This is a genomic window from Bradyrhizobium sp. 35 (assembly GCF_023073215.1).
Classification (GTDB): domain Bacteria; phylum Pseudomonadota; class Alphaproteobacteria; order Rhizobiales; family Xanthobacteraceae; genus Bradyrhizobium; species Bradyrhizobium canariense_D.
This window is the reverse complement of the sequence record NZ_JADPJC010000160.1, coordinates 48,037-70,876: the sequence shown is the minus strand read 5'-3', so window position 1 is coordinate 70,876 and position 22,840 is coordinate 48,037. Positions and strand designations below refer to the sequence as shown.

15 protein-coding genes and 1 pseudogene are annotated in these 22,840 nt (G+C 64.8%); 8 read left to right on the top strand and 8 right to left on the bottom strand.

All coding sequences use genetic code 11. The features are described 5' to 3' along the window. The first annotated feature begins 2 nt into the window (after positions 1–2). From glgX to treY, 3 genes are read left to right on the top strand one after another with little or no spacing between them, the layout of a single operon-like run. Positions 3–2,081, top strand: coding sequence for a glycogen debranching protein GlgX (gene glgX / locus IVB36_RS36195; RefSeq protein WP_247394770.1), 2,079 nt, complete (start codon positions 3–5; stop codon positions 2,079–2,081). Beyond that, on the top strand, positions 2,078–3,832 hold the full coding sequence (gene treZ / locus IVB36_RS36190; RefSeq protein ID WP_247394767.1) for a malto-oligosyltrehalose trehalohydrolase: 1,755 nt from the start codon (positions 2,078–2,080) through the stop codon (positions 3,830–3,832). The genes glgX and treZ overlap by 4 nt, the downstream gene beginning before the upstream one ends. 1 nt (position 3,833) lies before the next feature. Next, positions 3,834–6,620, top strand: a complete 2,787-nt coding sequence (gene treY, locus IVB36_RS36185; RefSeq protein WP_247295031.1) for a malto-oligosyltrehalose synthase — start codon at positions 3,834–3,836, stop codon at positions 6,618–6,620. Positions 6,621–6,623: 3 nt separating this feature from the next. Here the strand turns inward: treY and IVB36_RS36180 are convergent, their stop codons facing one another. After that, positions 6,624–6,941: a polyhydroxyalkanoic acid system family protein gene (locus IVB36_RS36180; protein ID WP_085351913.1), complete on the bottom strand. Its 318-nt coding sequence runs from the start codon at positions 6,939–6,941 to the stop codon at positions 6,624–6,626. Between the two features lie 184 nt (positions 6,942–7,125). Here IVB36_RS36180 and IVB36_RS36175 point away from each other — a divergent pair, with 184 nt between their 5' ends. Next, the gene (locus tag IVB36_RS36175; protein WP_007595743.1) at positions 7,126–7,290 is read left to right on the top strand and encodes a DUF3309 family protein; all 165 of its coding nucleotides are present in this window, start codon (positions 7,126–7,128) and stop codon (positions 7,288–7,290) included. Positions 7,291–7,393: 103 nt separating this feature from the next. On the opposite strand, the gene ligD is transcribed toward IVB36_RS36175, so the two are convergent. Continuing rightward, positions 7,394–10,081, bottom strand: a complete 2,688-nt coding sequence (ligD, locus tag IVB36_RS36170; RefSeq protein WP_085361508.1) for a DNA ligase D — start codon at positions 10,079–10,081, stop codon at positions 7,394–7,396. A gap of 116 nt (positions 10,082–10,197) precedes the next feature. On the opposite strand from ligD, the gene IVB36_RS36165 reads away from it, so the two are divergent. Continuing rightward, on the top strand, positions 10,198–11,082 hold the full coding sequence (locus tag IVB36_RS36165; RefSeq protein ID WP_018454048.1) for a Ku protein: 885 nt from the start codon (positions 10,198–10,200) through the stop codon (positions 11,080–11,082). 144 nt (positions 11,083–11,226) lie between these two features. Here IVB36_RS36165 and IVB36_RS36160 read toward each other — a convergent pair whose 3' ends face one another. From IVB36_RS36160 to IVB36_RS36135, 6 genes are all read right to left on the bottom strand, one after another. Then, positions 11,227–11,916 carry a response regulator transcription factor gene (locus tag IVB36_RS36160; RefSeq protein WP_018454047.1) on the bottom strand — a complete coding sequence of 230 codons (690 nt, stop codon included), beginning with the start codon at positions 11,914–11,916 and terminating at the stop codon, positions 11,227–11,229. Next, positions 11,913–14,636, bottom strand: coding sequence for a sensor histidine kinase KdpD (locus IVB36_RS36155; protein WP_247295034.1), 2,724 nt, complete (start codon positions 14,634–14,636; stop codon positions 11,913–11,915). Before IVB36_RS36155 ends, IVB36_RS36160 begins: the two co-directional genes overlap by 4 nt. Positions 14,637–14,673: 37 nt before the next feature. Continuing rightward, complete coding sequence (locus tag IVB36_RS36150) at positions 14,674–15,276, bottom strand: K(+)-transporting ATPase subunit C (protein ID WP_018454045.1); 603 nt, start codon at positions 15,274–15,276, stop codon at positions 14,674–14,676. Positions 15,277–15,386: 110 nt separating this feature from the next. Further along, entirely contained in the window at positions 15,387–17,501 is a 2,115-nt protein-coding gene (kdpB, locus tag IVB36_RS36145; RefSeq protein WP_247295038.1) for a potassium-transporting ATPase subunit KdpB, read from the bottom strand. A 49-nt stretch (positions 17,502–17,550) separates the two neighbouring features. After that, complete coding sequence (kdpA, locus tag IVB36_RS36140; RefSeq protein ID WP_247295041.1) at positions 17,551–19,254, bottom strand: potassium-transporting ATPase subunit KdpA; 1,704 nt, start codon at positions 19,252–19,254, stop codon at positions 17,551–17,553. Positions 19,255–19,285: 31 nt separating this feature from the next. Continuing rightward, entirely contained in the window at positions 19,286–19,375 is a 90-nt protein-coding gene (locus IVB36_RS36135) for a K(+)-transporting ATPase subunit F (RefSeq protein ID WP_018454042.1), read from the bottom strand. A 488-nt stretch (positions 19,376–19,863) separates the two neighbouring features. Between IVB36_RS36135 and IVB36_RS36130 the strand changes: the two are divergent. The 3 genes and pseudogenes from IVB36_RS36130 (at position 19,864) to IVB36_RS36120 (ending at position 22,801) form a co-directional block, all read left to right on the top strand. Then, positions 19,864–20,331, top strand: a pseudogene (locus tag IVB36_RS36130) (hypothetical protein). A 214-nt stretch (positions 20,332–20,545) separates the two neighbouring features. Continuing rightward, positions 20,546–21,181: a uracil phosphoribosyltransferase gene (gene upp / locus IVB36_RS36125; RefSeq protein ID WP_018454040.1), complete on the top strand. Its 636-nt coding sequence runs from the start codon at positions 20,546–20,548 to the stop codon at positions 21,179–21,181. Positions 21,182–21,214: 33 nt separating this feature from the next. Beyond that, on the top strand, positions 21,215–22,801 hold the full coding sequence (locus IVB36_RS36120; protein WP_247295044.1) for an AMP-binding protein: 1,587 nt from the start codon (positions 21,215–21,217) through the stop codon (positions 22,799–22,801). Positions 22,802–22,840 lie beyond the last annotated feature (39 nt).

Sequence of the window (22,840 nt, the reverse complement as noted above, 5' to 3'; positions counted from 1 at the left end):
CGATGCGCCTGACTGCTGGATCGCCCGCACGCCTCGGCGCAAGCTGGGACGGACGCGGCACCAATTTCGCGCTGTTCTCCGCCAACGCGCAGAAGGTCGAGCTGTGCCTGTTCGACATGCAGGGCCGCCGCGAACTCGAGCGCGTCGAGCTGCCGGAGCGCACCGAGGATGTCTGGCACGGCTATCTCAACGACGTCTCGCCCGGCCAGCTCTACGGCTACCGCGTGCATGGCCCCTACGAGCCGGAGCACGGCCACCGCTTCAATGCCAACAAGCTCGTGCTAGACCCCTATGCCAAGCGGCTTTCCGGGCGGCTGGTCTGGAGTGACGCGCATTTCGCCTATCGCACCGGAAGCCCGCGCGAAGACCTGTCGTTCGACCGGCGCGACAACGCGCGCGGCATGCCGAAGGCCGTCGTCGTCGACGAGACCTTCAACTGGGGCCGCCGCGAGATCCGGCCCAACATTCCCTGGGAAGATACCATCATCTACGAGGCCCACGTCAAGGGACTGACACAGAAGCGCGACGACGTGCCGCCGAATTTGCGCGGCACCTATGGCGGCCTGTCCTCGCCCGCGATGATCGAGCACCTGAAGAAGCTCGGCGTCACCACGGTAGAGCTTCTGCCGGTGCACAGCTTCGTCGACGACCGCATCTTGGTGGAGAAGAAGCTCGTCAACTACTGGGGCTATAACACCCTGTCCTTCTTCGCGCCCGAGCAGCGCTACGCCCAGGACAACGCTCTCGATTCCTTCCGCACCACGATCGCACGTCTGCACGATGCCGGCATCGAGGTGATGCTCGACGTCGTCTACAATCACACCGCCGAGGGCAATCATCTCGGTCCGACGCTGTGCTATCGCGGCATCGACAACGCCTCCTATTACTGGCTGAACCGCGAAAACCCGCGCTACTACGACGATTTTACCGGCTGCGGCTCGTCGGTGAACCTCACCCACCCGCGCGTGCTGCAGATGGTGATGGATTCACTGCGCTACTGGGTCGAGGTCTGCCACGTCGACGGCTTCCGTTTCGACCTCGCAACCACGCTGGCCCGCGGACCGAACGGTTATGATCGAGGCAGCTCGTTCCTGACCGCGATCCGCCAGGACCCGGTGCTGGCGAGCGTCAAGCTCGTCGCCGAACCCTGGGATCTCGGCCTTGGCGGCTATCAGGTGGGCGCATTTCCCTCGCAATGGTCGGAGTGGAACGACCGTTACCGCAGCGCCATGCGCCGCTACTGGAGCGGCGAAGGCAGCCTGATCGGCGATATCTCCAGCCGCATGACGGCGTCCTCCGACCTGTTCAACCACGACGGACGGCGGCCGCGCGCCAGCATCAACCACATCACCGTGCATGACGGCTTCACCCTGGCCGATCTCTTCAGCTACAACGAGAAGCATAACGAGGCCAATGGCGAGGACAATCGCGACGGCTCCAACGACAACCACAGCAACAATTGCGGTGTCGAGGGTCCGACCGACGATCCCCAAATCGTCAGCTTGCGCCGGCAGCTTCGCAAGAACGTACTGGCCTGCCTCATGCTGGCGCAGGGCATTCCGCTGATCCTCGCAGGCGACGAGGTCGGGAATTCGCAATCAGGCAACAACAACGCCTATTGCCAGGACAACGAGGTGGGCTGGGTCGGCTGGGACAATCTCGGCAAGGACGGCGACGACATGGTCGGTTTTGTCGCCGAACTCGCCGATATCCGCCGCCGGTTCTCGCAGCTTCGCAGCCATCGCTGGCTCGACGGCCGCCCCAAGGACGGCATCTCCTATGGCGCGCTGTGGCTGACGCCGGCCGGCGACGAAATGACGGAAAGCGACTGGAAATTCCCGGAAGGGCGGTTCCTCTCCTATGTGATGGGGCCGATGGAACCGGGCAGCGCCGCGATCTTTATCGTACTCAACGCAGCCCCCGAAGAGATCGCATTCAAATTGCCAAAAATGACTGAATACAAGAGCTGGCAGCAGATCCTGAACACGACCGACGCCAAGCTGAATACGATCGACTTCCAGCCCGGGAGCGACAGCAAGGCGCCGCCGCGCTCCGTGCTCGTTTTCGCGGGGGCGCTATGAGGCCATCCTTCGGGGCGAGGCCGACGAGGGACGGCGTATCGTTCCGGCTGTGGGCGCCTGCCGCGCGCCGTGTCGATCTCCTGCTCGACAGACGACACGCGATGCAGCGCCGGCAGGATGGCTGGTATGTCGCCGAGATTGCCAATCTGCCCGTCGGCAGCAACTACAAATTCAGGATCGATGACGAGATCGACGTGCCCGATCCGGCGTCTGCATTCCAACCCGACGACGTGTTCGGCCCGAGCGAGGTGATCGATCATGACGCCTTCGCCTGGCGCGCATCCGATTGGCGCGGCCGCCCGTGGGGAGAGACGGTGCTGATCGAGACGCATGTCGGCACCTTCACTGCGGAAGGCACCTATCGTGCCATGATCGACAAGCTCGATCATCTCGTCGCGACCGGCATCACCGCGATCGAACTGATGCCGCTGGCTGACTTCGCCGGTCGCCGCGGCTGGGGTTATGATGGCGTGCTGTGGTACGCGCCCGACAGCGCCTATGGTCATCCCGATGAATTGAAGACGCTGATCGACGAAGCCCATCTGCGCGGGCTGATGGTGTTCCTCGACGTCGTCTACAATCATTTCGGCCCCGAGGGAAATTACCTCGGCCGCTACGCGCCGGCCTTCTTCACCGACGCGCACACGCCATGGGGCAGTGCGATCGATTATCGCGTGCCGCAGGTTCGCGCTTTTGCCGTCGAGAACGCGCTGTCGTGGCTCAGCGACTATCGCTTCGACGGCCTGAGGCTCGATGCCGCCAATCACATCATGGCGATCCCCGGCGAGCAATCGATGCTGCAAGACCTTAGCGTCGCCGCGGGCGAGCTTGCCAAGGCGACGGAGCGCCATATCCATCTCGTGCTGGAGAACGGCGACAACCGCGCGAGCCTGCTCGACGCGGCGCAGGAGCCTCCGAACGGCAAATATCGCGGCCAGTGGAACGACGACTACCACCACGTCTGGCACGTGATGCTGACGGGCGAACTCGCCGGCTATTATGCGGACTATCAAACGCCGCGGCTCGATCTCGCACGCGCGCTCGCCTCCGGCTTCGTCTATCAGGGCGAGATCTCGGAATTCTGGGGCAAGAAGCCGCGGGGCGAGAACAGCGGCGAGCTGCCGCCGGCAACCTTCGTCAACTTCCTGCAGAACCACGACCAGATCGGCAACCGGCCGCTTGGCGACCGGCTCGAAAGCCTGGCATCGCCCGAGCAGATCGAAGCCGCACTCGCGGTGACCCTGCTCGCACCGATGGTGCCGATGCTGTTCCAGGGCGAGGAGTGGGGCTCCATCGCGCCCTTCCCGTTCTTCTGCGACTTCCAGGGCGGACTGGCTGATGCCGTCCGCAGGGGGCGCAGGCAGGAATACGCCTGGGCCTATGAAAAGTACGGCGACGAGGTGCCCGACCCGCTCGATCCGGCAACACTGCAATCGGCCGTGCTCGACTGGACCGACCACACGCCGGAGCAGGATGCGCGTCTCGCGCTGGTGCGGGAGCTGCTCGCACTCCGCCACAAGGAGATCGCGCCACGACTGAAAGGTGCGCGCTTCGGTGATGCCGCCGTGGCCGATAGCGGCCTGCTCACCGCACATTGGCACATGGGAGATGGCGCGACGTTGCGCCTCGTGGCCAATCTCTCCGACAAGGACATCGCGTGTTCCGACGGCGGTGTGGGGACCCTGATCTGGGGCGGCGCAACCGGCGACCGGCTTGCGCCCTGGTCGGTGGTCTGGCGCCTCGGAGGTTGAGATGCCTCCAGCCATTCCTCTCGCAACCTACCGGCTTCAGCTCACCGCGGATTTCGACTTCGACAAGGCCGCCGCGGTGGTGCCCTACCTGAAGGCGCTGGGAATCACGCATCTCTACACCTCGCCGGTGATGAAGGCCCGCAAGGGCTCGACGCACGGCTATGACACCGTCGACCACAGCCAGTTCAATCCGGAGCTCGGCGGCGAGGCCGGCTTCGCGCGGCTGAGCGAGGCGCTGACGCGACACGACCTCGGCCTCATCATCGACTTCGTACCGAACCATGTCGGCGTGCACTTCGCCGACAATCCCTGGTGGCTGGACGTGCTGGAATGGGGCCAGGCCTCGCCGCACGCCGTCTCCTTCGATATCGACTGGGATCAACTGGCCTTCCGCGCCCGCGGCGGCGTGCTGCTGCCGATCCTCGGAGCGTCCTATGGCGAAGCGCTCGAGAGCGGCGATATCGAGCTGCGCTACGATCCCAACGAAGGTAGTTTTTCCGCCTGGTATTTCGAACATCGATTGCCGATCGCGCCGGAGCGCTATGGCGAGGTGCTGCGGATGATCGTGAAGGACGCCGACGCCGCCGAGACCGAGACGGGCAAGCGCCTGCTGTCGCTCGCGGCGCGCTACACGGGACTGCGCCGCCCCAACCGCAAGGAAGCACCCGGCTTCAAGGCGGAGCTCAGGGAGATCGCAGGCAGCGCCGATATCATCGGGCGCGGCCTCGGCGCCTATCGCGCGGCCAAGGACCGTCCCGCGCAGACGCTGGCGCTGCATCATTTGCTGGAGCGCCAGCACTACAAGCTGGGGCACTGGCGGCTTGCCTCCAGCGACATCAACTATCGACGTTTCTTCGACGTCAACGGGCTCGCCGGCATGCGCGTCGAGGATCCCGGCACGTTCGCCGCCACGCACCGGCTGGTGAAGCAACTCATTGCCGACGGCAAACTGCAAGGCATCCGGCTCGATCATATCGACGGCCTGCGCGATCCCGCGCAATATTGCCAGCGGCTGCGCCGGCTGGTGCGCGACGCTCAGGGCACCACAAAGCCGTTCTATACGGTGATCGAGAAAATCCTGTGCGAGCACGAGCGCCTGCCGCATTTCGCCGGCGTCCAGGGCACCACCGGCTATGAGTGGATGAATGCCATCACTCACGTTCTGGTCGACGCCAAGGGGCTGGAGGCCATGGACGAGACCTGGCGACAGATCAGCAACCGGCCGCCGCGGCTCGCGCCTTACGTCAAGGATGCCAAACGGCGCGTGCTGGAGACGCTGCTGACCAGCGAATTCACGGTTCTGACGCGCCTGCTTGCGCGCATCGCCAACGGGCACTACTCGACCCGCGACTTTTCCGCTGACAGCCTGCGGCAGGCGCTCGAGCTCTATGTGCTGCATTTTCCGGTGTACCGCACCTATTTGACGACAAGCGCGCCAACGGCGAACGATCGTAAGCTGATCGACAACACCATCGAGCACGCTCGCCGGGAATGGTTCGCCGCGGACGAAGGCATTTTCGACTTCCTGCGCGACGCCCTCACCATGGACCTGCTCAAGCCTGGCCGTCCCCCGCACAGTGCCCCGCGGGTGCGCCGCTTTGCGCTGAAGGTGCAGCAATTCACCGGGCCGATGATGGCGAAGTCGTTGGAGGACACTGCTTTCTATCAATTTCACCGGCTGCTCGCCCTGAACGAAGTCGGCGGCGATCCCGCGAGCAAGGGCCTCACCATTCCCGCTTTCCACGAGACCATGCAGGCCCGCGCCAGGGAATGGCCGCAAGGGATGACGGCGACCGCCACGCACGACACCAAACGTGGCGAGGACGCCCGGGCGCGGATCGCTGCCTTAAGTGAAATTCCCGGCGAATGGACCAGCGCTGTGGCACGCTGGAAAGTCCTGAACGCACCGCACCTCGCGCTCGACGGCAATCTGCGCGCTCCGTCGGCCACGTTCGAATACATGCTCTACCAGACCCTGCTCGGCGCCTGGCCGCTCGTGGAGCCGGCCGATGCCGGTTTCGTCGCGCGTATCCAGGCCTATGCGCTCAAGGCCGCGCGCGAGGGCAAGGAGGAGACCAGCTGGCTCAACCCGCACGAGGCCTATGAGAACGGCGTCAAGAGCTTCATCGCGAAGATCCTCGATCCCGCGCAATCAGGCGAATTCCTGGAGGCGCTGAACACGCTGGCTCGCCGCGTCGCGCTGCTCGGCGCGCTGAACGCGCTGAGCCAGCTCACGCTCAAGGCGACACTGCCGGGCGTGCCCGACTTTTACCAGGGCACCGAATTCTGGGATCTGTCGCTGGTCGATCCCGACAACCGCCGCCCGGTGGATTTTTCCGCGCGACACGCGGCGCTGGGCACGCTGGACAACCCGGATTGGAATCATCTGATCAAGAGCTGGCCGGACGGTCAGCTCAAGCTGGCCTGGACGCGGCACCTGCTCAAGCTGCGCAACGAGCTGCCCGACGTCTTCGCGCGAGGTGACTACCAGCCGCTTCAGGTGCGGGGCGCACATGCCGACCATGTCGTAGCGTTTGCCCGCCGCCACGGCCGGGCTGCGGCGATCGTCGTGGTCGGGCGCCAGTTCGCACCTTTCACGCAAGCAGGCCGCGAATGGCCGGCGTTCGATGGGGCCGACGCCACTATTGACGTCACGGGCTATAATGTGCCGGGTTTCGCCGGCAACGATCTGCCGCTCGCGCAGGCGCTTCGCGGTTTTCCCGCTTCGGTCATCCCCGCGCGCCCAGCGGGCGCGGCGAAGCCGGTGCGACAGCGCACCCGCGCTTGAACGCTAGCTTTTCCCGTCCTTGCCCAACAGCAGCTGGCCGCGCTTGCGAATCGTGGCCTGCGCCATCTCCGCAAAGCGCTGCAATAGCCAGGGCAGCACCACCTGCACCTTGACATGGTCGTCGGCGACGTCGACCTGCCCCGTCGCGATCTGCCCGAGCGCGCGGATGCGGAAATTCATGCTGTCGCCGCTCCAGCTCTCCTCCTCGACCTGCATCACGGGAATGCTCGCCGCAGCACGGCCTAGCCCAGTCTTGAGCCGGCGCACCGCCTCCTCGCGGCCCAAGCGGTGGGGAATGGAGACGACAAGCGGTGCTGACATGGCTCTGCCCGGTTAGTGATTGAACCTCACATAGTCATGCCCGGCGGTACCACAAAGGTTCCATGCAAGTTGCGCGTGCACGGTGTTTCATTGGCGGAACTTTAGAACCTGCGGCAAGTTGCCCTCGCACCACGGGACAGGTTGCAAACGACCCTTCTAACGAAGGGCTGGAGGAGATTTCCGCATGTCTATCGGTACGATCATTCTGATCATTTTGGTCATCGCGCTGCTCGGCGGCTTCAGCGGCATCGGCGGCGGCCCGTTCTACGGCACCGGCTATTACGGCGGCGGCGGTCTCGGGCTCGTCATCGTGATCCTGCTGATCCTGCTCCTGCTGGGACGGATCTAGCCACCAAACGAAGATCTAGTAGGGTGGGCAAAGGCGGAATGCGCCGGGCCCACCTTTTTGCTCGGCTGAGAGAAGATGGTGGGCACGCTTCGCTTTACCCACCCTACTTCGTTTTCCCGGCGAGCTTCTTGATCGCCGCCTTGATCGACGCCGCTGCATCGTCATAACCATCCCACGCCTTCGATCGCGCCAGCAAGCCGGGCACCGTCCGCACCGTGTACCGCTTCGGATCGAGGTCGCTCTTCACCTGCGCCCACGTGACCGGCATCGACACAGTCGCACCATCTCGCGCACGCGGCGACAGCGGCGCCACCGCCGTCGACATCCGATCGTTGCGCAGATAGTCCAGGAAGATCTTTCCGTTGCGCAGCTTCTTCGACATGTTGAGCAGATAGCGCTCGGGAGCGTCGTCCGCCATCCACTGGCAGACGCCTTGCGCGAAGGCCTTGGCCTCCTTCCAGCTCACCTGGTCGCGCGCGCCGTGACGCAGCGGGACCACGACGTGCAGACCTTTGCCGCCGGTGGTCTTGCAGAAGCTGTCCATGCCGATGTCGGTCAGCCGCTGCCGCATCTCCTTGGCGGCCTCGACGACCTCGGCGAAGACGACGTCGGGCGCGGGATCGAGATCGAACACCAGCCGGCCCGGGGTATCGTAGGCGTAGGGCGCGCAATTCCAGGGATGCAGCTCGACGCCGCCGATCTGCGCCACGGCCGCGAGCCCTTCGATGCGGTCGATCTGCAAATAGGGCTTGCGGTCGCCGGAGACCCGCGCGAGCTCCAGAAGGTTCGAGGTGCCCTGCATGGCGTGGCGCTGGAAGAAGCATTCGCCCTTGATGCCATCAGGGGCGCGGATCAGCGAGCACGGCCGGCCCTTGAGGTGCACGATCATCCATTCGCCGACGGCTTCGAGGTAGCGCGCGAGATCCAGCTTGGTAACGGGATCGCCATTGCCGTCGTCCGGCCACAGCGCCTTGTCCGGCTTCGAGAGCACGACACCCATCACTTCGGCAGTGCCGGCTTGCGCTGTTCGTGCACCGGTCTTCGCTTGCGCGCGCGGCTTCGCGCGCTGCTTCGTCGAGGGCTCGGCAAGCTCGGTATCGACCGGTGTCTCGGCCTCGACCTCCTCCGCCGGCTTGTCCTGCCGCAAACCCTTGAAGGCGGCCTGGCGGATATTGCCGTCGGCAGTGAAGCCGGCGAACTCGATCTCCGCCACGAGCTCCGGCTTCAGCCAGTGCACCTCGCGCGTCTTTTTCGGTGCGTTCTTGCCGCCGAAGGGGCTTTGCTTCGCCTCCATAGCCTTCAAGGACGGCATGATGCGCTTGACCTTGTCCGCGCCGAAGCCGGTGCCGACCATGCCGACGAAGGCGAGATGATCACCGCGGTGCACGCCGGCCATCAGCGAACGGAATTTGCCATTGGTGGTCTTGTAACCGCCGATCACGACCTCATGGCCGGCGCGGCATTTTGCTTTGGTCCAGCTTTCTGTCCGCCCCGAACGATAGGGCGCGTCCAGCTTCTTCGACACCACGCCCTCGAGCTCGAGCTTGCAGGCGGATTGCAGCACGGCGTCGCCGCCGCTTTCGAAATGCTCGACATAGCGAATCTGGCTCGATTTGCGCTTACGCGCTTCCAGCAGCTCCTTCAAGCGCGCCTTGCGCTCGCCGAGCGGCAGCCGGCGATAATCGAGGCCTTCCGCAAACAGCAGGTCGAACGCAAAGAAGATGAGCTCCTCGGTCTTGCCGTCCGACAGCGCCGCCTGGAGCGACGAAAAATTGGGTGCTCCATTGTGGTCGAGCGCGACGATCTCGCCGTCGACCATCATATCCGGCAGCGCGCCCGCCTCCTTCGCGATAGTTGCGAATTTTTCGGTCCAGTCGAGGCCTTTGCGCGTCTTCAACGTCGCCTTGCCGCCCTCGACCCGCAGCTGCACGCGGTAGCCGTCGAACTTGATCTCGTGGCACCAGCCGTCGCCGCTCGGCGGGCGCTCGACCGACGTACAGAGCTGCGGCGCCACGAAATCCGGCATCTCCGCCGCCTTGTTCGCGGTCGTCGCGGTCGTCGCTTTCTTCTTGACTGTTTTGCCGGTTTTCAACGCCGCGCGGGGCGCCGGCTTGACCGTGCGCTCTTTCGCCTCGTCCGCCCGGTTGGACTGCCAGACCGCGTCGGCCTTGGCCTTGGTGCCCTTCGCCAGCATGAACGGTTTTGGCGCACGGCCCTTGCCTTCGGCGATCTGATCCATCGCGCGGCCGGAGGCGACCGATTTGTCCTCCTCGAGAATGTCGTTGTCTGCGCCCTCGCGAACATATTCGTCGCGATGCTTGATCAGGAGCCAATTGGTCCGTTTGCCGCCGGTGCGGTCGTTGCGCATGCGCACCAGGACCCAGCTGCCGTGCAGCTTCTCGCCGTGCAGCGTGAACTTCAGATCGCCCTTCTTGAAACCGCGTTCGGGATCATCGGATTCCCAGGTGCCGCGATCCCACAGCATGACCGTGCCGCCGCCGTACTGGCCTTCCGGAATCGTGCCTTCGAAGTCGCCATAGTCGAGCGGATGGTCCTCGACCTCGACGGCCAGCCGCTTGTCGTGCGGATCGAGCGAGGGCCCTTTTGTCACCGCCCAGGACTTGAAGACGCCATCGAACTCGAGCCGCAGATCGTAGTGCAGCCGCGAAGCGTCATGCTTCTGAATCACGAAGCGGCGCTGCTTCGACGGCGCCACCGCGGTCTTGCCCGATGGCTCGGGCGTCTTCTCGAAATCACGTTTCTGTCGATACTTGGAGAGCTTTTGCAGCACGACTGGTCCCGGATTCTCTTTGGCGTGAAGCCTATCACGGCCCGCATCCCACCCGGAACCAAAACCCCGCGGGACGGTTGGGGTTCCAAAATGACTCGCAGACGCTGGAGAACGGAATGGCACCGCGCGCCTATTGGAAGGGAACGTTGAAGCTCTCGCTGGTCAGTTGCCCCGTTGTGCTTTATCCGGCGACCACCGCGGCCGAGAAGACGCGGTTTCACATGATCAACCGGGAGACCGGCAACCGGTTGAAGCAGCAGATGATCGACGCCGAGACCGGCGACGTCGTCGAGAGCGACCAGAAGGGGCGCGGCTACGAGCTGCGCAAGGGCAAATATGTCGAGATCGAGCCGGAGGAGCTCGAAGCGGTCCAGATCGAGAGCAACCACACCATCGACATCGAGAGCTTTGTGCCGAGCGACGAGATCGACCAGCGCTATCTCAACCACCCCTACTACATCGCGCCCGACGGCAAGGCCGCGGTCGATGCTTTTGCCGTGATCCGCGACGCCATGAAGGACCAGGATCGCGTCGCGCTCGCCAAGATCGTGCTCACCAATCGCGAGCACATCATCGCGATCGAGCCGCTCGGCAAGGGCCTGCTCGGCACCACGCTGCGCTTCCCCTACGAACTGCGCGACGAGGACCAGTTCTTCGACGACATCAAGAGCCCGAAGATCACCAAGGACATGGTTGAGCTCGCCGGCCATATCCTCCAGACCAAGACCTCCCATTTCGATCCCAGCAAGTTCAAGGACGACTACGAGACCGCGCTGAAGGCCCTGGTGAAGCGCAAGGCCAGCGGCAAGACAATCGAACTGCCGGAGCCCGAGGAGAAGCCGAGCAATGTGGTCAGCCTGATGGATGCGCTGAAGCAGAGCTTGAAGGGACGCGGCGGGAAGAAGACGGCGGCGAAGTCCCATGCGCGCCGGGCGTCGGGGCGAACGGGCGCCGCGAAGAAGACGCATCGGTCGACAGCGCGGCAGAGGAAGGCGGGTTAGCTCTCCACCGCGCACCTCACTCTCTTCCCTCAAGGTGAGGAGGCGCGAAGCGCCGTCTCGAACCATGCAGGCCTCGCTGCAACAGTCGGGACCTTCATCCTTCGAGACGCGCGTTCCGCGCTCCTCAGGATGAGGGATGCAGCGTCAATCCCCCGCCTTCAGCCGATAGCCGATCCCCGTCTCCGTCAGCACATGTTGCGGCCGTTCCGGATCCGCTTCGATCTTTTGCCGGAGCTGGCGGACATAGACGCGGAGATATTGCGCGTCGGTCAGCTCGTCCCATAACTCCCTCAGCAGGAAGCGGTGGGTGAGCACCTTGCCGGCGTGCTGCACCAGCACACGCAGGAGGTCATATTCCTTCGGCGACAGTTTGACGTCGCGCTCGCCGACCCTGACGACCCGGCGCACCAGATCGACCGAGAGATCGCCGGCACGAAACACCGGCCGTTCGCCCTGGATCTGAAGCTGGTGGCGCAGCGCGGCGCGCAGGCGCGCCAGCAGCTCGTCCATGCCGAACGGCTTCGTCAGGTAATCGTCGGCACCCAGATCCAGCGCCTGCACCTTGCCGGCCTCATCGCCACGGCTCGACAGCACCACGATCGGCACAGCTTCGTTGCGGGCGCGGATGGTACGCAACAGCTCATGGCCCTGGATGTCGGGCAGGCCGAGATCGAGGATGATCAGCGCGGGATCCTCGCTGAGCTTCTCCAGCGCGGTCTTGCCGTTCGACGCCTCCAGGATCTCATAGCCTTGCGTCGAGAGCCCCATCCGCAGCAATTTGCGGATCGGCGGCTCGTCGTCGATGACCAGCACTTTGATCGGGGCGGCGCTCATGCGGCGGTATCCAATGCACGGGTCCGGGCGGGAATGGGCAGACGGATGGTCAGAACCGCGCCGCTCCGGTCGCTGCGATTCGCCGCCGAGATCGTGCCACGCATCGCCTCGACGAAGCCGCGGGAGATGGCGAGCCCGAGCCCGGTGCCGGGACGGACATGGTCGCCCTTCTGCACGCGATAAAACTTGTCGAACACCCTCTCGAGCTCCTCAGACGGAATGCCGTCGCCCTCGTCGGCAATCTGGAGCACCACATGATCGCTGTCGCGCCGGCTGCGGATCGAGACCGTCGCGTGGGGCTGCGAATATTTGGCGGCGTTGTCGAGCAGGTTGAACAGCACCTGCTCGAACAGCACCGCATCGAGCTGGAGCATAGGAAGGTCTGCGGCCAACTCCAGCTCCACCTTGTGGGCGGTGAGGATCTTGGCTGCCCGCCGGAGCGCGCTGCCGACGATCTCTCCGAGATCGTGCAACGCAGCGTTGGGCACGATGGCGCCGGATTCGAGCTTGGTCATGTCGAGCAGATTGGCGATGAAGCGGTTGAGCCGTTCGGATTCGTCGATGACCGTCGCGAGCAGGTCGCGATTCTCGGTGTCGGAGAGCGCGCTGGCGAGATCGCGCATGGTCGAGGCCGCACCCAGCACGGATGCGAGCGGCGTCTTCAGGTCGTGTGAAATCGAGGTCAACAATGCGGAACGCAGCCGCTCGGATTCGACGGAGCGCTTGACGCGATCGACGTCCTCGACCAGCAGCACGCGTTCGATCGCCAGCGCGCCCTGGTCGACCAGCGCGTCGAGCAGCCGGCGCTGGTCCGGCGTCAGCAAGGGACCGCTGCGGTCGTTGTCGATTCCGATGACCCCGATCGGGCCGCGCCCGGTGCGCATCGGCAGGAATAGCCGTTTTGCACCAGGCAGCGTGTCCGAGCCGCGGCCTGCAGGCCGGTCATTGCTCCAGGCCCAGTTGGCGGCCGCAAGGTCGGCCTGATCGAGATCGTCCTCGGGCGGATAGCCCGACTTCACCGTGAGCAGCCCTTCGTCCGGCAACAGCAGCACCACGCGGACTTTCAGCATCAGCGCGATCTGGTAGGCGGTCGCCCACAGCACGTCGTCGAGCGTGCCGGTGCCGGCGAGCTTGCGGCTGAAAGCATAGAGCTGCTCGGTGGTCCGGATGCGGCCGATCGCAGCATCAGCCTGGGTGCGGACCCGCCCCGCCACATTCGACACCACGAACGCAATCAGCATGAAGAAAAAGAACGCCGCGACATTGGTCGGATCGGTAATGGTGAAGGTATAGACCGGCGGCAGGAAGAAGAAATTGTAGGCGAGGGACGCCGCGACACTCGCAAGCAACGACGGCCACAATCCGTAGCGCACGGCAACCGTCACCACGGCGGTCAGAAACATCAGGTCGACGTTCTCAATGCCGAAATACGGCTTGATCGCCACGGCGGCAGCGAGGCCAAGCGCGGTGATCCCGACCGCCTTCAGATAGGGCCGCCCATCGAACGGGTCCGATCGCGTTGCGGTCTGTACCGCCGTCTTCGGCGGCGGCTCGTTCGTGAATTCGTCGCCAGGGATGACATGCACGCTGATGTTACCGGCGCGGCGCACCAGATCGTGCACGACGGAGCCGCGCGTCATCTCGAACCAGAGCGAGCGCGTGGACTTTCCGATCACGATCTGGGTGACGTTGTTGCCCTGCGCGAAGTTGACCACGTCGTCGGCGAGGCGGCGGCCGACGCCCGGAATCGTCAGTGCCTCGCCGCCGAGCGATTCCGCGAGCCGCAGCGTATCGGCGAGCCGGTCGCGCTCCTCATCGGACATTTGCAGGGACCGCCGCGTCTCGATCGACACCGCGATAAACGGCGCGTGCAGCCGGTCGGCCAGCCGCTTGGTGTAACGCACGAGGCTGGCCGCGCGCGGATCTTCGCTGATGCAGACGAGGATGCGCTCGCCTGCGGCCCAGGGACCGGCGATCGCGTTCGCCTGCATGTGGCTGAGTAGCTGCTCGTCGACCCGTTCGGCCGTGCGCCGCAGCGCGAGTTCACGCAGCGCGGTCAGGTTGCCCGGCGAGAAATAATGCTCCAGCGCCCGCTCGGCCTGCCTGGGGACATAGACCTTGCCTTCCTTCAGGCGCTGGATCAGGTCGTCGGGCGTGAGGTCGATCAGCTCGATGGCGTCTGCGCGGTCGAACACCGAATCCGGCACGGTCTCGCGCACCCGCACATGGGTGATCTGCGCGACAACGTCGTTCAGGCTCTCGATGTGCTGGATATTGACGGCGGTGTAGACGTCGATGCCGTGGGACAGCAGCTCCTCGACATCGAGATGGCGTTTTGGATGGCGGCAAAGGGGAGCATTGGTGTGGGCGAGCTCGTCGACCAGCGCGATTTTCGGGCGGCGCGCGATCACGGCGTCGAGATCCATTTCTTCGACAATCTGGCCGCGGTAGTCGAGCTTCTTGCGCGGGATCACTTCCAGCCCACGCACCAGCGCCTCTGTCTCGGCCCGGCCATGGGTCTCGACGAAGCCGACCACGAGGTCGATGCCGGCCTTGCGCTTGGCGTGGGCGCTTTGCAGCATCTCGTAGGTCTTGCCGACGCCGGGAGCGGCGCCGACGAAGATTTTCAGCTTGCCGCTCACGCCCTCCTCCCGGCGCGCGGCCTCCAGCAGCGCCTCGGGCGAAGGACGTTGTTCGGGATCGCGGCGCTCTCGGACCATCAGATCAATATAATCATCCGCGCGGACCTAGCCTAGACTACTTCGTGGCACGATCGAGCGCGAGATTCAGAGTCAGCACGTTGACCCGGGGCTCGCCGATCAGGCCGAGCAGGCGGCCCTGGGTGTTGGAAGCCACCAGTTGCTTGACCTGATCCTCCGGCACGTTTCGCGCCTTCGCGACGCGCGGCACCTGGAATTGCGCCGCTTCCGGCGAGATATCCGGATCGAGGCCACTGGCTGAGGTCGTCACGAGGTCGACCGGCACGGCGGCATTCGGATTCTCGCCCCTGAGCTTGTCCACGTCTTCCTGCAGCCGGTCGGCCAGCGCCTTGCTGGTCGGGCCGAGATTTGAGCCACCCGAATTCGCGGCGTTGTAGGGCGCCGGTACCGTCTTGGTCGAATCGTTCGGATTCGGCGCCACCGTCGCCGAGGGACGGCCGTGGAAATATTTGTCGTCCTTGAACTCCTGCCCGATCAGGGCGGAGCCGACCACCTTGCCGTCGCGCTCGATCAGGCTGCCCTGCGCCTGCGCGGGGAAGATCGCGCCGGCAATAGCGGTCATCGCGAGCGGATAGGCTAAGCCAGTGATGGCGGTGAGCACCAGCAGCAGGACGATGGCGGGGCGGATTTCTCTGAGCATGTGTTTCTCCTATTTCTTTCGTCATTGCGAGGGGCGAAGCGACGAAGCAATCCAGTCTCTCAGCCGCGGCAAGAATTCTGGATTGCTTCGCTTCGCTCGCAATGACGGGGTTAGGCCAAATGCAAAGCGGTCACCACGAGGTCGATCGCCTTGATGCCGATGAAGGGAATGACGATTCCGCCGAGGCCGTAGATCAGCAGGTTGCGCCGGAGCAGTGCGCCGGCCCCGACCGCGCGATAGGCGGCGCCCTTCAGCGCCAGCGGGATCAGCGCGATGATAACAAGCGCGTTGAAGATGATCGCCGACAGGATGGCGCTCTGCGGGCTCGACAGATTCATGATGTTGAGCACATTGAGCTGGGGGTAGAACGCCAGGAACATCGCCGGGATTATCGCGAAATATTTCGCGACGTCGTTGGCGATCGAGAATGTAGTCAGCGCGCCGCGCGTCATCAGGAGCTGCTTGCCGATCTCGACCACCTCGATCAGCTTGGTCGGATTGGAGTCGAGGTCGACCATGTTGCCGGCCTCGCGAGCCGCCTGGGTGCCCGTGTTCATGGCGACACCGACATCTGCCTGCGCGAGCGCCGGCGCATCGTTGGTGCCGTCGCCGCACATCGCCACCAACTTACCCTTGGCCTGCTCGTCGCGGATCAGCTTGAGTTTGTCCTCGGGAGTTGCCTGCGCCAGGAAGTCGTCGACGCCGGCTTCCGCTGCAATCGCGGCCGCCGTCATGGGATTGTCGCCGGTAATCATGACGGTGCGGATGCCCATGCGTCGCAGCTCGGCAAAGCGCTCGCGGATACCGCCCTTGACGATGTCCTTGAGCTGGATGATGCCGAGCAGCTTGCCGTCCCGGGCGACCGCCAGCGGCGTGCCGCCGGCCTTCGATATGTCGTCGGCGATGGTCTGAATCTCGCGGCCGATGTCCGAGAGCCCGGCGGGCTGGATGGAACGAGCCGTGTTGCCGGAGGCGACCACCAGCGGCGCACCGCCACCGACATAGTTGAGGATCGCATCGACCGCGCCCTTGCGCACCGACGAGCCGCCGGCATCGACGCCGCTCATGCGGGTCAGCGCCGTGAACGGGATGAAGGTGGCTCCCAACTCGGCCATGTCGCGGCCACGGATACTGTATTTTTCCTTGGCCAGCACCACGATCGAACGGCCCTCCGGGGTCTCGTCGGCGAGCGAGGCGAGCTGGGCCGCGTCCGCGAGCTCCTGCTCGGTGACCCCGCGCACCGGGCGAAAGGAGGTCGCCTGGCGGTTGCCGAGCGTGATCGTTCCGGTCTTGTCGAGCAGTAGCGTGTCGACGTCTCCGGCGGCCTCGACCGCACGGCCGGACATCGCCAGCACGTTGAAGCGGACCAGACGGTCCATGCCGGCGATGCCGATCGCCGACAGCAGTGCGCCGATCGTGGTCGGGATCAGCGTCACGAACAGCGCGACCAGCACAACCACCGAGATCGAGCCGCCGGCATAGGCCGCGTAGCTCGGGATGGTGACGGTGGCGAACACGAAGATGATGGTGAGGCCCGCCAGCAGGATGTTGAGCGCGATCTCGTTCGGAGTCTTCGCCCGCTCGGCGCCCTCGACCAGCTTGATCATACGGTCGATGAAGGTCGAGCCCTGCGCTGCCGTGATCCGCACGCGAAACCAGTCGGACAGCACCTGGGTGCCGCCGGTCACCGCCGAACGGTCGCCACCGGATTCGCGGATCACGGGTGCGGACTCGCCGGTGATGGCGGCCTCGTTGACGGACGCGACGCCCTCGATCACCTCGCCATCGGAGGGAATGGTATCGCCGGCCTCGACCAGCACGATGTCGCCGACCTTGAGGCTGGTGCCGGGCACCAACTTGAAGGTGCGGTCAGAGCCGGTCAGTAGCTTGGCCTGGCTCTCGGTGCGGGTCTTGCGCAGCGATTCCGCCTGCGCCTTGCCGCGGCCTTCTGCTACCGCTTCGGCGAAGTTGGCAAACAGCACCGTAAACCAGAGCCAGACGATGATCTGGAAGGTGAAGCCGAGATTCTCACCGCCGGTGAGGAGATCGCGCAGGAAGATCACAGTGGTGAGCGCGGCCACGATCTCGACCACAAACATCACCGGATTCTTGATCATCAAGCGCGGATCGAGCTTGATGAAGGACGCGCGGATCGCAGGCACGACGATCTTGGGATCGAGCATCGCCGAGACGGACGCGCGTTTTTGCAGTTTCGTGGTATCCATGGAGGTCACTCCAAACAATCAGAAGGCGGTCGATCAGAACACTAGTCGTTCAGAACACCTGGCCGGCGTTCATCGCGAGATGCTCGACGATGGGGCCGAGGGCGAGGGCCGGGAAGAAGGTGAGGCCGCCGATGATCAGGATCACGCCGACGACGAGGCCGACGAACAGCCCGCCCGTGGTCGGGAGGGTGCCCGCGGACGGCGGGATCGATTTCTTGGCGGCCAGCGAACCCGCGATCGCCATCGCCGGGATGATCATGAAGAAGCGGCCGACGAACATCGCGCTTGCGAGCGTGAGATTGTAGAAGAAGGTGTTGCCGGTGAGGCCCGCGAAGGCCGAGCCGTTGTTGCCGGTCGCCGAGGTGAAGGCATAGAGCACCTCGGTGAAGCCATGCGGCCCGGCATTCGCCATCGAGGCGACCGCCGCCGGATAGACCACGCCGACCGCCGTCCATCCCAGATACATCAGCGGCAGCACCAGGATCGCGAGCATCGCCATCTTCACTTCGCGCGCCTCGATCTTCTTGCCGACATACTCCGGCGTGCGGCCGACCATCAGGCCTGCCACGAAGATCGCGAGCACGACGAACAGCAGCATGCCATAAAGGCCGGCGCCGACCCCGCCGACGATGATTTCGCCGAGCTGCATATTGATCAGGGGAATCATGCCGCCGAGCGCCGTGAAGCTGTCATGCATGGCGTTGACCGCGCCACAGGAGGCGGCCGTCGTGATCACCGCGAACAGGGAGGACGCGACGATGCCGAAGCGAACCTCCTTGCCTTCCATGTTGCCGCCGGTCAGGCCGAGCGCGTGCAGGGTCGAAGTACCGTTGGCTTCCGCCCAATAGGTGATGGCGACACCGGCGACGAACAGCACACCCATCACGGACAGGATCGCCCAGCCCTGGCGCTGGTTGCCGACCATGCGGCCGAACACGTTGGTCAGCGCCGCACCCAGAACGAAGATCGACAGCATCTGCACGAAGTTCGACAGCGCGGTTGGATTTTCGAACGGATGCGCCGCATTGGCGTTGAAGAAGCCGCCGCCATTGGTGCCGAGCATCTTGATCGCGACCTGGGAGGCGACCGGGCCGACCGCGATGGTTTGCTTGGCACCCTCGAGCGTGGTGGCCTCGACATAGTCACCGAGCGTCTGCGGGATGCCCTGCCAGACCAGGAACAGCGTATAGACAATACCGATTGGCAACAGCACATAGAGGCTGCAGCGGGTGACGTCGACCCAAAAATTTCCGACGGTGCGCGCCGACGCGCGCGAGAAGCCGCGGATCAGGGCGACCGCCAGCGCGATGCCGGTTGCCGCCGACAAGAAGTTCTGGTGCGTCAAGCCGAGCATCTGCACGAGATAGGACAGCGTGCTCTCTCCACCGTAATTCTGCCAGTTGGTGTTGGTGATGAAGGAGATCGCGGTGTTGAAGGAGAGATCCGCGGCGACAGCGCTTTGGCCGGCCGGATTGAACGGCAGGACGGCCTGCAACCGCATCACGCCGTAGATGATGAGGAAGCCGCCGACATGGAACAACAGCATGGCGACCGTATAGGTCAGCCAATGCTGCTCGCGCTTCTCGTCGACGCCGGAGAACCGGTAGATGCCGGCCTCGATCGGACGCAGCACCGGAGACAGGAAGGTCCGCTCGCCGTTGAACACGCGCGTCATGTACCAGCCGAGCGGTTTTGTGAGCGCGACGGTAATGACGCAAAAGAGAATGATCTGGAGCCAACCGATCATAGTCATGATATCAACCCTTCAGGCTTCGTGAGCACGGTCAGAACCGCTCGGGCCGCAGCAGCGCGTAAGTGAGGTAGAACAGGAGGCCGAGCGAAACGGCGCCGGCGAGCGAATAATCGAAGATCATGGCCGCTCCTTCAAAGCCGTTCGCAGGCGTAGGTGTAGCCAATCGCAAGGGCGAAGAAGCCGAAGCCCAGCGCCAGCATCAGAATGTCCATCATGGAGATACTCCTCGTTGCGCCATTGATTTGGACGCAACCGTTTCTCGGGAGACCCGGTCGGCGCGTGAAAGGAAATGCCAGTGCATTTCCACCGCGCCCACCGGGACCTTTGACCGTGCTGAAGTGCCACCCCAGGCATAGGTTTTCGAGACGAGGGCCGTGGCGAAGTTATAGGAATCTCATAAAAGGCCGAGGCTGGCCTGGTCGGACAACGCTCGCGAGGCACATCACATCGTCGTCCCGGCGAAGGCGGAGAATGGCGCGCGACCGCCCCCATCCCGCACTTATGAAATCCCTATATCTCCCGCCCCGCCCCCATCTCGTTTTCAAATGCCGTTTTGGCCATCTTGGAGAGGCCGGCCGACTGACCGACGCCACCTCCAGGAGGCCTGACATGACCACCGCCGCTCTCCGACACTACGATCCACCGTCACTTGGCAACCGCTTGCGCAATGCGCAGGTGATGACGCAACCGCTGATGCTCGAGATCATCGACAAGGCGTGTCGGCACTTCCCTTCAGCTCGGACAGATCGAGCCCACCGCGCGCGTCACGCGCCTGATCGAAGCAGAGGCCTGGGCCGATGCCGCGCACTGATGGAGCTGGAGCTGCCGCTCTGGCAAGTCCGCCGCATCGCCTATGACGAGGGTGAATGGCATTGCGCTCTCTCGCGCGAGCGCGAATTGCCGGACTGGCTCGACGCCGCGGTCGAGGCGCGCTACTCCGATCTCGCGCTCGCACTGCTGTCGGCTTTCATCGAGGTTCAGGCATTGGCCCTGGAAGTTTCGCGTCCGAGTGTTCCCACTGTTCGCCCCGCGCCTGACCCGCTCTACGAGCCGGTAGGCTGCGAAAATTTCGGCTAGTGGGCGCGGTCCTGACGCTCGTCATCACACTCGTGGCGCGCGGGCTCGGAGCATAAACCGTCACGCCCATCGACCGCGAATTGACCATGGCTGCCTACGGGGCGAGCAACCGGCTCCGCAGCGCGGTCGCGACGCCCGGCTGAGGGCACGTCTCCCACACCAAAAACACTCGGCCGATCTGGCGCAGTTTCACGGAACCGTGTAGATCGGTTTCATGAGCATCAGCAACGTCAACGTGGTCGCCCATCCCCTGGTCCAGCACAAGCTCTCCCTGATGCGGGAGAAGGACCGCTCGACCAAGAGCTTTCGCGAAATCCTGAACGAGATCGGGATGCTGCTCGGCTACGAGGTGACGCGCGACCTGCCGCTGGAGCTGGTCGAGATCGAGACGCCGATTGCGCCGATGCGGGCGCCCAAGATCGCCGGCAAGAAGCTCACGCTGGCGCCGATCCTGCGCGCCGGCGTCGGCTTCCTCGACGGCATGCTGGCGTTGATGCCCTCGGCGCGCATCGCTCATATCGGGCTCTACCGCGATCCTGATACGTTGCAGGCCGTGGAGTATTACTTCAAGGCGCCGCAGGACCTGTCGGATCGCACCGTGATCCTGATGGATCCGATGCTGGCGACCGGCAACTCGGCCTGCGCCGGCGCCTCGCTGCTGAAGGCGCGCGGCGCCCGCGACATCCGCTTCGTCTGCCTTCTGGCCGCGCCTGAAGGTATCGCGCAGTTCCAGAGCGAGCATCCGGACGTGCCGGTCTGGACCGCCGCGATCGACGAGCGGCTCAACGACCACGGCTACATCGTGCCGGGGTTGGGCGACGCCGGCGACCGGATGTTCGGCACCAAGTAGACAGGTTCGCGCGGTCGGGTTAGTCCGGTTGCCATGAGCGCCAATGAATTCTCGCTGCAATCGCTGATCCGGGCCGAGGCGGCCGCTGATCCCGCCTTCGTGTTCGACGGCACGCTGGTTTCGCGCGCCGAATTCTCGGAACAGATCGAGCAGACCGCCGCCTGGCTTGCCGCGCGCGGTATCGGCAAGGGCGACGTCGTCGCGGTCTGGCTGGTCAACCGGATCGAATGGATCGCACTGCTGTTCGCCGCCGCCCGGCGTGGGGCAATCGTCGCCGCCGTCAATACACGCTACCGCAGCGCGGAGGTCGCGCATCTCCTGAAGCTGTCCGGCGCCCGTGTGATGGTGATCGAAGCCGCGTTCCGCTCGATCGACTTTGCCGCTATTCTCGCCGACGTCGCCAAGGACGAGGTGCCCGCGCTGCGAGAACTCGCGGTGGTCGGCGCGGATGAGATTCCCGCCCAATGGCCATGCGTACGCTTCGACGCCTTCGACAAGCCTTATCCGCCGGCTACGCCGGAGGAGGAGGACGTCGGTCTGCCTCTGCTGCTCTACACGACGTCGGGCACCACCAAGGGACCGAAGCTTGTCGCGCATTCACAGCGAACATTGGCCACGCACGCCGCCGCCGTTGCCAAGGCGCTCAAACTCTCGCCGCAGCGCCATGCGCTGCTGGCGATGCTGCCGTTCTGCGGCACTTTTGGCATGACGAGCCTGCTCGGCTTCGTCGCAGCGGGCGCGGCCGTCCATGCGCTCGACGCCTTCGAGGCCGCGCCGGCGCTGAAGATTCTCCGCGAGTGCGGGATCACGCACGCCTTTGGTTCCGACGAGATGTTCCGCCGCATCCTCGCCCTCACCGACGCGCCGCATCCATTTCCGCATCTCGAGGCATGCGGCTTTGCCGCGTTCCAGCCCGGCTGGCGCGAGCTTGCGGCGGAGGCCGAAGCGCGCGGCATGCCGTTGCACGGCCTCTACGGTTCGAGCGAGGTGCAGGCGCTGTTCTCGATCGCACGCTCGAGTGATGGCTTCGCCGATCGCATCGAGGGCGGCGGCTGGCCGATGTCGCCGGAGGCCAAGGTCCGGGTGCGCGACACCGAGACCGGCGAACTCGCCCCTCGCGGCGTCTCCGGCGAGATCGAGATCCGTGCGCCGTCACTCTTTCTCGGCTACTACAACAATCCCGACGCGACGCGCGACGCCTTCACCGCGGACGGCTTCTTCCGCACCGGCGATATCGGCCAGCTGCGCGGCGACGGCTCCTTCGTCTACGAAACCCGCGCGGGCGACGCCATGCGGCTCGGCGGCTTCCTGGTTGCGCCCGGCGAGATCGAGGACGAACTCAAATCGTGCGCTGGCGTGGCCGACGCCCAGGTCGTCGCGGTCGATCTGAAGGGAAACGCACGCTGCGTTGCCTTCGTGATCCCCGCTCGGGAAACCCACCACGAGCCGCCGCGGCAGGACGCGCTGATCGCGCGCCTGCGCGAGCGGCTCGCCGGCTACAAGGTCCCGGCTCGGATCTACGTCGTGGAGGCCTTCCCCGTCACCGACAGCGCGAACGGCGTCAAGATCCAGCGCGCCCGGCTTCGGGCCATGGCGATGGACCGGATCGCGGCCGAATAGCTCTGCCGTAGCGCGTCACGGTGATCGGGCGCGAATATC